We start from the raw sequence: 12,135 nt of genomic DNA, 5'->3' as shown, positions 1-12,135 counted from the left end.
GGCCACTCCTGTACGATGACAGTGGTACCAGGTCACTTGATGCCCCGCGCTGCTGGCGCTCAGGTGACTGCCTCGGCGTGTTTATCAGCATAGATCGATATAGGTAGCGAGTGTCCAATACATGGACCCACCGCATTCAACGAACTTTCGCCACCCGAATGGACAACCTCGTCCCTGCATGACAAGCGCGATCTGGAACGAGGCAGGAGTGACGCCTCCTCGAGCGCACCGTTGCGCAAGAATTGCCTCGCCTCGTGGCCGTTGAAGCCCCTCCTCCTGAAAGGCACCATGTCTGCCACGTCGCACTGCAGCACACGTTCAGAATAGGGACAGAGCGGCGAGTCTCGCCAGCCAGTCCTTGCACATATCCGGCCCCACGAGGTGTCGCCAGCGACTCGATGGCGACCCGAAGGCGAATCGATGACATGCGAAACCGCCGACGCGGGCGGCCACGAGGCGACTGCTGACAGAAGCCTTGGCCGTAGCGATCACTGACCTTGTCACACCCCCGCAAGGGCATGGACGTATCGCAACGTCCTGAAAAATCTTCATGAAAAAAAAGCCCATCGGATGGCCGATGGGCTTTTTTCACTTTTCAGCACACGCTACGAGAGTGTCACTCTCAGCTCCCTTTCTTACAGGGCACTCTGGATATCAGAAAGCAGAGCATCCAGAAGATCCGTACTGGTATTCCAGGAACATACGAAGCGTGCGCCACCTGCGCCGATGAAGGTGTAGAAGGTCCAGCCACGCTCACGCAGCGCCGTCAGCACATGCTCGGGGAAGCTGGCAAAGACGCTGTTGGCCTCACAGGGAAACAGCAGTTCGATGCCGTCCAATGCCTCGAGTCGCTCGGCCAGATACTGCGCCATGGTGTTGGCATGACGTGCGTTGTCCAGCCAGACGTCATTCTCGAGCAGCCCCATCCACGGCGCGGCGATGAAACGCATCTTGGAGGCAAGCTGACCGGCCTGCTTGCAGCGATAGTCGAAGTCACGGGCCTGCTCGCGATCAAAGAATATCACCGCCTCCCCCATCGCCAGCCCATTCTTGGTACCGGAGAAGCACAGCACGTCCACGCCGGCCTTCCAGGTAAGCTCGGCCGGAGAGACACCCAGCGAGGCACAAGCATTGGCAAAGCGCGCGCCGTCCATGTGGATCTGAAGATCATGACGGTCGGCCACTTCGCGAATCGCCTGAAGCTCTTCCAGGCTATAGACGGTGCCGACTTCGGTGCACTGGGTCAGCGAGATGACACGAGGACGCGGATAATGGATATCACTGCGCTTGGTGACCAGTCGCTCGATGCCTTCAGGCGTCAGCTTGCCATTCGGACCCGGCGCATTGAGCAGCTTGGAGCCATTGGAGAAGAACTCCGGCCCTCCGCATTCGTCAGTCTCGATATGGGCCAGTTCATGGCAGATGACGCTGTGATAGGACTGACACAGATGCGCCAGCGACAGGGAATTCGCCGCCGTGCCATTGAAGACGAAGAATACCTCGCACTCGGTCTCGAACAGCTGACGGAAGCTATCCGTCACCTGTTGAGTCCAGCGGTCGTTGCCATAGGCGAGATCATCATCCTGATTGGCTCGCATCATGTATGCCATCGCCTCGGGGCAGATACCGGACGTGTTGTCACTGGCCAGAAAACGTGATGTACAGGTGTCATCGATGTCAGTGGCCGCGGAGCGGGTCGTGGCGAGGGCGTCAGTCGTCATGGGAGTATCCAGAGCAGAGCAAGGGGTCACCTTGCCCGATGAAACGAACGCGGTACCCAGGATGGCAGGCACCACAGTAGAAATCCCATCATAACAGCGCTGCATGCCGCCGCCAGCCATGATCCGACGCGACCATCACGACGGGACGGCCATGCAGGAAAATCCCTCAGGCAGCATCGAGAGCCGGGAACCCTCTGCGCCCCTGCAGACCGCCCGTATGCAGAACCCGTACACGAGTCCCGGGGGCGATCATCCCGTTGGCGAGGTGGTGGGCCAGTGAGGCAAACAACTTGCCGGTATACACCGGCTCGACCTGCAACCCGGTCTCGGCCTCGAATCGTTGGATGAAGTCGATCAACCAGGCGGGTGCCTTGGCGAAGCCGCCCGCCTGCGCTCCCAACCACAGCCCCCACTCCGGTGTCTTCTGCTCACTGCCGCCGCTCCGGGCCAGCAGACGACGCACACGGTGATAGAGCTGATCACCGTGATTCATGGTCGGGACGCCAATCACACGCAGACCATCACGCTCCCCCAGCGCGCTCAGAACACCCGCCAGCGTGGTCCCGCTGCCGCAGGCCATCAGTACCAGCTGGGGCGCTGGCTCTCCGTTGCAAGGTGTCACCAGCGCCTGTGCCAACGGCTCGAGCCCCGCCACCCCCTCCACGCTGCCCCCACCTTCCGGCACCCACAGTGCATCACTGAAGCGGGCGGAGAACCCGGGCTGGTCGCGCTGTTTGTATTCCGCCCGTGAGATGAAGTTCAGGTGCATGCCGTTGGCCATGGCATCCTTCAGCGTCGGCGTCAGCGGAGCTTCCGGATGCCCACGCACCAGGCCATGCGTCGCCACCCCCAGACGCGCCCCGGCAGCCGCCAGAGCATGCAGGTGATTCGACCAGCCGCCGCCACAGCTGATGATGCCTCGCCCCTCGCTGAGCGCTCGCGCCAGTGGCAGGCGCAGCTTCCATGCCTTGTTGCCGGATATCTCGGCATCCAGGGTATCGGCCCGCAGGCATTCGACCACCACCCCGGCCTCGCGGGCCACGCGCCAGTCAAGGCGCTCCACCCGTGGCAGGGTGAACAACTCGAGCAGTGCTTCCAGGCCGCCCCCTGCCGATGAGGAGTCGGCATCGAGCGAGGCGATCGGCGAGGCCGTGACAGTCGCTGAAGACGCGACAGCAGCAGGAGAGGAGAGCGCACCTTGAGGCGCGGACAGGACCGTGGCGCCATCCGGCGGCAGAGTCTCGTCGGTGGATTGGCGAGAAGCGGCTGCGTGCGATGACATGAGCGAGTCCCATCGTGGTGATGCGCCGTGAGAACGGCAGAAGGCGGAGAGACGACAAGGCCATCACGGCCGTCATTGTCACGCAGACACGACGGCCGTGATGACCACTCTCAGTCTAGGCAGAGCTTCGGCTCAACTCAACGCTGAATATCCCCATCTCGCCGACACTCGCTCCGCCACGAAAGGCGCCCCGGCCAGCCGAGACTCCCGGGAGCGGGCTAGAGGGCTGCGGCCGCCATGGTGCCCTGCGCGATGGCGCGCTTGGCATCCAGCTCAGCGGCTTCATCGGCGCCACCGATGATGTGCAGCTCGATCCCTGCCGCCTCCAGGGGCGCCCTGAGCTCCAGCACCGACTCCTGGCCGGCACACAGCACGATACTGTCGAGCGCCAGATGCTGGACCTTGCCATCAATGCTGACGGTCATCCCCTCGGCATCGATGGACTGATAATCGCAGCCCGCCACCATCTTGACTCCGCGCTGCTTGAGGGTGGCCCGGTGCACCCAGCCGGTCGTCTTGCCCAGATGCTTGCCCGGCTTGGAGGTCTTGCGCTGCAGCAGCCATACCTCACGAGGGCTCTCGCCGGGCATCGGTGTCTTGAGACCGCCGGCAGTGCTGACCGAGAGATCCACCCCCCACTCCTTACACCACAGCTCGCCATCCAGCGAGGGTGACGGCTCACGATGCGTCATCAACTCCGCCACATCGAACCCGATGCCTCCCGCACCGACCAGCGCCACACGTCGCCCCACTCGCTCCGGAGCACGAATCGCCTCGCCATAACTGAGCACCTGGCCACGCGAGATACCCTCCTCGATACCGGGAATCGCGGGCGTACGCGCACGCACGCCACTGGCCAGGATCACGGCATCGAACGCTGACAGCATCTCCGCGGTGGCACGCGTATTGAGCCGAACCTCGACACCATTGCGTGCCAGCGCCTCGTTGAAGTAGCGCAGTGTCTCGTCAAACTCCTCCTTGCCCGGAATGCGGCGCGCGAAATTGAACTGCCCGCCGACTTCCGCCTGCGCCTCGAACAGCACCACCTCATGACCACGCTCTGCCGCGGTGACGGCCGCCGACAGACCTGCTGGACCGCCTCCGACCACGGCGACACGCCGCACGCGGCGGGCAGGCTCGATCACCATCTCGGTCTCGTGGCAGGCTCGCGGGTTGACCAGACACGAGGTCAGCTTCATTTGGAAGGTGTGATCAAGACACGCCTGGTTGCAGGCGATGCAGGTGTTGATGATCGCGGCATCATCCGCCTGCGCCTTGCTGACCCACGCCGGGTCAGCGAGGAACGGACGCGCCATCGACACCATGTCGGCATGTCCCTCCGCAAGTACCGACTCGGCCACGTCCGGCATATTGATGCGATTGGTGGTGATCAGCGGCAGACTGAGCTCCGCCTTCATGCGCTGGGTCAGTCCGGTGAAGACGGCACGCGGCACACTGGTGACGATGGTGGGCACTCGTGCCTCATGCCAGCCGATCCCGGTATTGATGAGGCTGGCACCGGCCGCCTCGATGGCCTTGCCCAACGCGACCACCTCGCTCCAGGTGCTGCCCTCATCGACAAGATCCAGCATCGACAGCCGATAGATGATCAGGAAATCCTCGCCCAGCGCCGCGCGGATGCCCGCGACGATCTCCACCGCCAGACGGATGCGATTCTCGAAGCTGCCACCGTATTCATCCTCACGCTGGTTGGTCCGTCGACAGATGAACTGGTTGATGAAGTAACCTTCGGACCCCATCACCTCGACACCGTCATAGCCCGCTTCGCGTGCCAAGGTGGCACAGCGCACATAATCCGCGATCTGGCCTTTCACTTCCTCGGTGCTCAGCGCCCGCGGCATGAAGGGGTTGATCGGGGCCTGAATGGCAGAAGGCGCGACCTGATCCGGAGAATAGGCATAGCGACCGGCATGCAGGATCTGCAGGCATATCCGCCCGTCCTCGGCATGCACGGCATCGGTCACTTCACGATGACGCTGCGCCTCCTGCGAGGTGGTCAGCTTGGCCGCCCCCTGCATGACCGCGCCCTCCGGGTTCGGGGCGATCCCTCCCGTGACGATCAGGGCGACACCATGACGGGCACGCTCGCGATAGAAGGCCGCCAAGCGCGTGAAGCCATTGGGAGCTTCCTCGAGCCCGGTATGCATCGACCCCATCAGCACGCGATTCCTCAGCGTGATGTGTCCCACCTTCAGCGGACAGAAGATATTCGGATAGGCAGTCATGGCGCTTGCTCCTTGCCGTCGCACTGGCGTGGCCGTCAACCGGACCCCGGGACACCAGCACGCGGAACTCATCAGGTCGTCATTGTCATCTTGTTGCCTTGCGCTACTCGTGCACGTTGGCGGTAGACACGTCAGGGCGACGCACACCCAAGGCAAACAGTCGTATGAATCTCGATAAGCTCAGTGTAGTGCATCATCGCTTGCACTCAATGCGCCTGGAGGACACATTGATATCCTTGCAGGACATGCCCTGAGCAATATCCGGCCAACGGCAAGCCTCGCGCTTGTCTCCCCGACCTCTCGACACGAGCCAGCCCCATGCAATTAGGAGAAGTCTCGGTCAGCCTGGCGCACCTCGTCGCACGTGCCCTGGACGCGCGCAACGTGCACGCCGAGCCCATCATGCAGCCCTACACGGGCTGGCCGCTGCCGGACGACGGAGATGCCCGGATCGGCATCGCTCGCTACATGCGTCTGGGCCACGCCGCCATCACTGCCAGCGGTGATGAACTGTTCGGCCTGGAGATGGCCGCTCAGATTCGCCCGGGAGACTTTCTGCTCCCCGGACTTGCGTGTGCCTGCGCCCCCACTCTGGCGGCAGGGCTGACGCTGCTGTGCGAGGCTGAGGCACTTTACAGCGACAACAGTCGTGGCCATGGCCATTTCGAGCGCCAGGCCACCGGCGGCTGGCTGAACTTCTACTCCCTCGCTCCCTACAATGCCTACAACCGCTTCGTGGTCGACAGCGTGCTGGGAGGCTGGTGGCATCTGGCTCGCCAGCTGAGCGGCGATGCCTTGAGCGATGCATCGCTCGAGATCGATTACACGATCCCCCGCTCGCCGGAGGACAGCTCTCCGCTCACCCCCTCACCAGGCGATATGCATGAGCAGACGGAGAAGCGCTGGCGCTGGCGATATGCCCGACGCCTGGGCCTGCCTGCGAGCCAGTTGCACTTCGCGACAGGGCGCAATCGGCTGTGGCTGCCAGACAGGGTATTGAACGCCCCTACCGTGCAGGCAGCACCGGTCGCCTTTGCCCAGCTTCGTCAACAGATCACGGAGCGACTGGAGAGCCGTCAGGGCCCTCATGACACGCTGTCACGCACACGACGTGCCATTGCCATGCGGCTTTCGGGGCGCGCACCCGGACGCGACGAGATCGCAGCGGCCCTCAATCTGCACCCGCGCACCCTGGCCAGACGACTCGCCGCCGAAGGCTGGCACTACGAGGGGCTGCTGGATGACACACGCCGCGCGCTGGCCGAGCGTTATCTGCGCGACACCCATCTGAGCCTGAAGGAAATCAGCTGGGTACTGGGATTTGCCGGTCCGGAAAGCTTCCAGCACGCCTGCAAGCGCTGGCATGCCAAACCACCGGGCGCATGGCGCAGACAGCACCGCGCCTCCAGCCGAACGGGTAGCTCACGGACCTGAAACACGAAGAAACGTCGAACGGGGGACGAGGGAACGTCCAAAAGGAAGGCAACAGCGAGGAAGGCAACAACGAGCATCTTGCTGGCCAGAAACGCGAAAACCCGAGCACGAGGGCTCGGGTTTCACGAATTCTGTAGATCGAGTGGCGGACTGGACGGGACTCGAACCCGCGACCTCCGGCGTGACAGGCCGGCATTCTAACCAACTGAACTACCAGTCCACATTGGTGGGTGATACTGGATTCGAACCAGTGACCCCAAGCATGTGAAGCTTGTGCTCTAACCAACTGAGCTAATCACCCAACACAGACGATCCTTGCTGCAAGCAGCGGTGATATCGCGTCATTCTGAATGGCGGACTGGACGGGACTCGAACCCGCGACCTCCGGCGTGACAGGCCGGCATTCTAACCAACTGAACTACCAGTCCATTCAGAACAACTCAACATCGGGCGCATGACAAACGGTAGTGGCGGACTGGACGGGACTCGAACCCGCGACCTCCGGCGTGACAGGCCGGCATTCTAACCAACTGAACTACCAGTCCACTGCAACGTTTGCTTCTGCTGACGAACCAGGCCATTTAATCAAGTAACGCTTTGATAAGCAATAACTTTTTTCAAATGGTGGGTGGTACTGGGTTCGAACCAGTGACCCCCAGCTTGTAAGGCTGGTGCTCTACCAACTGAGCTAACCACCCCTGTCTCGTTGGCGCTGCATTCTACGGAATCCGCCCCATGAGTCAATACTTTTTTTACAGGCAGTTTCAGAATGCTCCTCGACAGGGTCTTGATAAGACTGGATTTTCCCAGCACCACTCACCTGTAGCCCAGCAACCATCAGCATTGTGTCAACATTCTGACATCAGGATGCCACGAGGGAGAAAATTCGTGTCGCTCATGGATTGACACCCATCAGCGCAACGCAGGGTGCGCAAGGATCGCTGCCACCGCTGAGCGGATCAGCCCCTCACGCGTCTTGCCGCTCGCCTTGCGAGGCTTGAAATCATGCTCGCCATCCTCCAGCCAATGCAGGCTGATGGTGCATGGCAATCCGTAACCTTCGACTTCCTCGCGATGACCAAAGGGATCTCGCGTGCCCTGGCAGATCACGCCCGGGGCATTGATGGCCGCCAGATGCTCGGTTCGCAGCGTGTCCGGCTTGCCGGTCGGGTGAAAGGGATAGCCCAGCGCATACCAGCCCAGGGGCGACATTCGACGTGGGCCTGATGAGGGGGCTGGCATGCCTCGCCCCTCCAGCTCCTGCATCACATGCGAGGCCACGCGACTCCCCATGGACTTGCCACCAAGCAATACCCGGCATGTCGCCAGAGACGCCCTGGCGGCAAGACTGGCGGCCAGCGCCTCATGCCAGCGCGTCATTTCCTCGATCAGCCCGGGCAGCCGCGGCGGCGGACGACGGCGTGCCTCACAGCGCATCTTGACGAGGTAGGCGAAGTCGAATCCCAGCCATGCCGCCCCCTGGTGTGCACAGGCCTTGCCGAACTGCTGATGGAAATCGGTCTCGCGTCCGGCGCCCGCCCCATGGGCATGCAGCAGAATCACCTGCCGAGGGCTGCCATGAATCTCCAGCGGACCGAACGAGGCCACCCAGCCTCGCCAGGGGCCGCGCGCCGCCAACGCCTCCTCTGACAGCTCCAGACGCTTTTCCAGCTCATCGGCGATGGCGTCAAAGGAAGCGACCTTGAAACCTTCCTCGGCGTAGGGGGTGGGAACGGCCGCCACATTGGACGCATCCCGATCTTCGTCCGATGATGAAGTGACAAGAGACACTCAGTGTCCTCCCTGGTAGCTGAAATGAATGCTGAATCGTCTCGTGAGTCGTGCTCTCTTCAGGAGAGCACATCGCTGTTCACTGCATGATGAGGTCATGACATGGGCACAGCACCTGATGGAGCAGGCGCCTCTCACGAGGTGATTCGCCAATTTGGCACGACGGCCATTCTTTCAGGCGCCGTCAGTCTATTGCTGGCGGCATGGCTGACCGCCGTGCAGTTGTGGCCAACCCTGGCCCCGCCCATCGCCTGGCTGAGCCATGGCCGTCTCGCCATTGTGCAACAGCATCTGCTGCTCTTCGGCCTCGGCGGCTCGGCATTGATTGCCAGCCTGTATTCACTGGTCAATCATGACACGCAAGCTCGGCCAGGCCAGCGGCGTCTCCAGCGGTTCACGCTGCAGGCCTGGCAGACGATTCTCGTGCTTGGCAGCATATCGATTGCCGCGGGCTTCGCGTCGGGGCATGGCCAATCCGAATATCCTTGGCCACTCAACCTGTTGATGCTGGCAGTGTGGATCGCGGTCGCGTGGCTCTTCCATGTCAACTGGAAGGCAGGACCGACAGCGCGCCTGCCCGTGGCTGGCTGGTGCTTCATTGGCTGTCTGGTGATGATACTGATGCAGCATACCCTGCTGTCACTGGCGGTGCCCCTGGGCCCGCTGACATCGTTACCCATGTTCTCAGGCAGTCTGGACGCGCTGCTGCAGAGCTGGCAGAAGGGAATGCTGCCCGGCGGCATGCTGGCACTGGGCTTCATTGCCATGGCGTATCAGGCACTCTCGGGACTGACCCGCCAGCCCCTTCACTCTCACCGTCTGGCCATCATCAGCTTCTGGCTGCTGGTATTGCTGCTGCCCTGGAGCGGCGCGGCGCTGCTGCATGCCAGCGCCCTGCCCCAGTGGAGCCAGGCGCTGGGAATGGCGATGGGGCTCCTGCTGCTGGCGCCGGGACTGGCCATTCCTCTCAACGGCCTGCTGACCCTCAAGGCGGACTGGCCCTCCCTGCGCCATCATCCTCAGACCTGCCTGCTCGGCGCGGCCCTGCTCTTTCTGGCCATCAGCGTGATGGAGCATGTGGCACTGTCCATCGCCCCGCTCAACGACATGACCTTCAGCGCCGCCGGCAGCCTCTCGCCGGCCGGCACACTGGGCGTCATCGGTCTGGTCAGCGTGCTCATGCTCTACCGTCTGCGGCTGCCTGAAGCACCCTCGGCGCTGATCATGACCCACGCCTGGCTGGCCATCGCCGGCACGTTGCTCTGCATCGCTGCCAGCTGGACCACCACCCTGCTGCAGGGCAGCCTGTGGCATGCCGTAGACGCAGAGGGACAACCGCTGCACTCCCTCGCCGACGTCCTGGCGGTGGCTCGCCCGCCGATGCTGATGACGCTGGCGGGGCTGAGTTGCTGGGCACTCGGCCTGCTGCTGATGGCAGCGTATCTCCTGCGCGCCTCCCGCCGACCCATCACGCGCCCCTCTACCCAGCACGCTCGTCACCACATCGGGCATTCACATGCTCGGGGGAGGACACCGGCATGAGACACGTACTGCTCGAACGGCATCCGGGCCTGATGGCCGCGCTCTGCGTGATGGCGGCAAGTGTCGGCGCGCTGGCCCAGTTGCTGCCTCTAGGGTTTCAGGAGGCAAGGCAAGAAGTGACACCGCTGGATGCGCTGGCGCTGGAGGGACAGCGCCTTTACCTGCGGGAAGGCTGCCAGCAATGCCATACCCGAATGGTGCGGGATCTGCCGGGAGACCAGGCACGCCATGCAAGCCGGGACGCCGCCTCCCGCCACCTCATGGAGCGACCGGCCCTGTGGGGCAACGCTCGTCAAGGCCCTGACCTGAGCCGCCTCCCGGCGGAACATGATGAGGCCTGGCAACGCCTGCACCTGTACTCGCCGCGCCACAAGGTGGCGGATTCCAGCATGCCGGCCTACCCCTGGCTGTTCGAGCACGCCCTGAGCGGCGAGGGTGTCGCCGAGCGAATGCGGGCCCTGCAGGCGCTTGGCGTGCCCTACCGAGACGACGAGATCCTCGCGGCGCCCGCCCGGGTACGCGGCAAGGCCGAGGCGACCGCTCTGCTGGCCTATCTTCAACAGACGGATCCCCTTCGGCACTCATCCGCGACAGCACCCGACCCGACAGGGGAGACACTCGCCACACTGACACTGACGACAGGAGCTGCACCATGAACCTGCTGGCAAACGTCGATCTGCCACTGTTCTGGCAGGCATGGATCAGCATGCTCACGCTGGGCAGCCTGGCCTTCTGCACGCTGTTGCTTGTCGGGCTTCGCTCGCGCAGCACCTCACCCGATGATGACCTGCAGGGAGATGGGCCAGGCGACGAACACCGCATTGACGGCACCCCTCAGCCGGACAGGCCGCTGCCGCTGGTCTGGGGTCTGCTGTTTCTGCTCACACTGCTGGTCAGCATGGGGCAGATCGTCATGTCCTTGAGTGGATGATGTCACCTGGCTCTCCCGAGTCGGATGAGGCAGGGCGTCGCAACCTGCCCCTTCGGGAGGTTCTGCGTCTAGAGTCATGCAGGACATCACGACACAATCAGAATTATCTAATATAATGCGCGCGATTCACGGAGCACTTCACATCCCGCCCCACAGGACGGGAACCCGTTCTGGGAAGTGCGCCTGACAGGTATCATTGACGGACAGCACCGACAGGCAGCAGCGACTCAGTCCATGAGGATGCTGCCTCTCCGTACAGGACCATGGAATCGCCCTGTACCAGGTGTCGCACCCGGACACCCCCACCCGAAACCCGCTCCCCACGAGTTTCGGCGTAATGCCCCAGGAGAGTCACCATGACGGCCCAGACAACGGCATCCCATCGATTGCGTGCGCATGAAGCACGCTGTCAGACCTGCTCGCTCAGCTCACTGTGTCTGCCGCTGGCACTGAACATGGAAGCCATCGACCAGTTCGACTCCATCATTCGGCGCCGCGCGCCGCTCAGAAAGGGCGAGGTTCTCTTCACCCAGGGCGAGCCCTTCGACTGCGTCTTCACGGTGCGCTCGGGCAGCCTGAAACAGATCAACACCGAGAACAGTGGCACGGAGCAGCTCACCGGTTTCTTCCTGCCCAGCGAGCTGGCTGGACTGGATGCCATCGACAGCAATGCCTACCCCGGTAGCGCCGTGGCACTCGAGACCACGACCGTGTGCGAGATTCCCTTCGATCGCCTCGATGCGCTTTCCGCCCAACTGCCGGAACTGCGCACCCAGCTGTTCAAGAGCCTGAGCAAGGAGCTGCATGAGGATCGTCGGATGATGATGCTGCTGTCGCGCAAGACGGCAGATGAGCGCCTGGCCAGCTTCCTGGTCAACCTCTCTCAGCGCTTCCGTCGCCGCGGCTATTCGCCATACAGTTTCCGTCTTTCCATGTCCCGCGCCGACATCGGCAATTACCTGGGACTGGCCGTGGAAACCATCAGCCGTATCCTGACGCGTTTCCAGGCTCAGGGGCTGGTGGATATCCAGGCCCGCGAGGTCCATATCCTGCACCTGGATGGCCTGATCGAGCTGGCAGAAGGAGAGTGTCAGGGCGGTCGCTGAACGCCCGTGATGCCATCTCTCTCACCACGAAGGCCCGCCACATCCTCATGTGGCGGGCCTTCGTGTGTTCCAGACAGCGCCA

The 12,135-nt window shown here is 62.9% G+C and carries 9 protein-coding genes and 5 tRNA genes; 5 read left to right on the top strand and 9 right to left on the bottom strand.

Annotation, left to right across the window (positions count from 1 at the left end):
* Positions 1-635 precede the first annotated feature (635 nt).
* The 3 genes from BOH68_RS01500 to BOH68_RS01490 form a co-directional block, all read right to left on the bottom strand.
* The gene (locus tag BOH68_RS01500) at positions 636-1,676 is read right to left on the bottom strand and encodes a threonine aldolase family protein (protein WP_103751481.1); all 1,041 of its coding nucleotides are present in this window, start codon (positions 1,674-1,676) and stop codon (positions 636-638) included.
* A 211-nt stretch (positions 1,677-1,887) separates the two neighbouring features.
* Positions 1,888-3,003 (bottom strand): 1-aminocyclopropane-1-carboxylate deaminase/D-cysteine desulfhydrase, encoded by a 1,116-nt coding sequence (locus BOH68_RS01495; protein ID WP_077378790.1) that lies wholly within the window; start codon positions 3,001-3,003, stop codon positions 1,888-1,890.
* Between the two features lie 218 nt (positions 3,004-3,221).
* Complete coding sequence (locus BOH68_RS01490) at positions 3,222-5,249, bottom strand: NADPH-dependent 2,4-dienoyl-CoA reductase (RefSeq protein WP_077378787.1); 2,028 nt, start codon at positions 5,247-5,249, stop codon at positions 3,222-3,224.
* Positions 5,250-5,567: 318 nt separating this feature from the next.
* Between BOH68_RS01490 and BOH68_RS01485 the strand changes: the two genes are divergently transcribed.
* Positions 5,568-6,683: an AraC family transcriptional regulator gene (locus tag BOH68_RS01485; RefSeq protein ID WP_077378784.1), complete on the top strand. Its 1,116-nt coding sequence runs from the start codon at positions 5,568-5,570 to the stop codon at positions 6,681-6,683.
* 143 nt (positions 6,684-6,826) lie between these two features.
* Here BOH68_RS01485 and BOH68_RS01480 read toward each other — a convergent pair.
* The 6 genes from BOH68_RS01480 to BOH68_RS01455 form a co-directional block, all read right to left on the bottom strand.
* A tRNA-Asp gene (locus BOH68_RS01480) sits at positions 6,827-6,903 on the bottom strand.
* Between the two features lie 4 nt (positions 6,904-6,907).
* Positions 6,908-6,984: transfer RNA gene (locus tag BOH68_RS01475), tRNA-Val, on the bottom strand.
* A gap of 50 nt (positions 6,985-7,034) precedes the next feature.
* Positions 7,035-7,111, bottom strand: a tRNA-Asp gene (locus BOH68_RS01470).
* Between the two features lie 40 nt (positions 7,112-7,151).
* Positions 7,152-7,228: transfer RNA gene (locus BOH68_RS01465), tRNA-Asp, on the bottom strand.
* Between the two features lie 77 nt (positions 7,229-7,305).
* Positions 7,306-7,381, bottom strand: a tRNA-Val gene (locus BOH68_RS01460).
* A 214-nt stretch (positions 7,382-7,595) separates the two neighbouring features.
* A complete protein-coding gene (locus BOH68_RS01455; RefSeq protein ID WP_258038338.1) occupies positions 7,596-8,426 on the bottom strand; it encodes an alpha/beta family hydrolase in 831 nt (276 codons plus the stop codon).
* A gap of 189 nt (positions 8,427-8,615) precedes the next feature.
* On the opposite strand from BOH68_RS01455, the gene BOH68_RS01450 reads away from it, so the two are divergent.
* The 4 genes from BOH68_RS01450 (at position 8,616) to fnr (ending at position 12,053) form a co-directional block, all read left to right on the top strand.
* A complete protein-coding gene (locus BOH68_RS01450; RefSeq protein WP_170877477.1) occupies positions 8,616-10,016 on the top strand; it encodes a cbb3-type cytochrome c oxidase subunit I in 1,401 nt (466 codons plus the stop codon).
* Positions 10,013-10,672 (top strand): cbb3-type cytochrome c oxidase subunit II, encoded by a 660-nt coding sequence (locus tag BOH68_RS01445; protein WP_077378778.1) that lies wholly within the window; start codon positions 10,013-10,015, stop codon positions 10,670-10,672. Before BOH68_RS01450 ends, BOH68_RS01445 begins: the two co-directional genes overlap by 4 nt.
* Positions 10,669-10,947 carry a hypothetical protein gene (locus BOH68_RS01440; protein ID WP_077378775.1) on the top strand — a complete coding sequence of 93 codons (279 nt, stop codon included), beginning with the start codon at positions 10,669-10,671 and terminating at the stop codon, positions 10,945-10,947. The genes BOH68_RS01445 and BOH68_RS01440 overlap by 4 nt, the downstream gene beginning before the upstream one ends.
* A gap of 356 nt (positions 10,948-11,303) precedes the next feature.
* Positions 11,304-12,053, top strand: coding sequence for a fumarate/nitrate reduction transcriptional regulator Fnr (gene fnr, locus BOH68_RS01435; protein ID WP_077378772.1), 750 nt, complete (start codon positions 11,304-11,306; stop codon positions 12,051-12,053).
* Positions 12,054-12,135 lie beyond the last annotated feature (82 nt).

The sequence above is a fragment of the Cobetia sp. MM1IDA2H-1 genome (assembly GCF_002916775.2).
Lineage (GTDB): Bacteria > Pseudomonadota > Gammaproteobacteria > Pseudomonadales > Halomonadaceae > Cobetia > Cobetia marina.
This window is presented reverse-complemented; position numbering and strand designations above follow the sequence as displayed.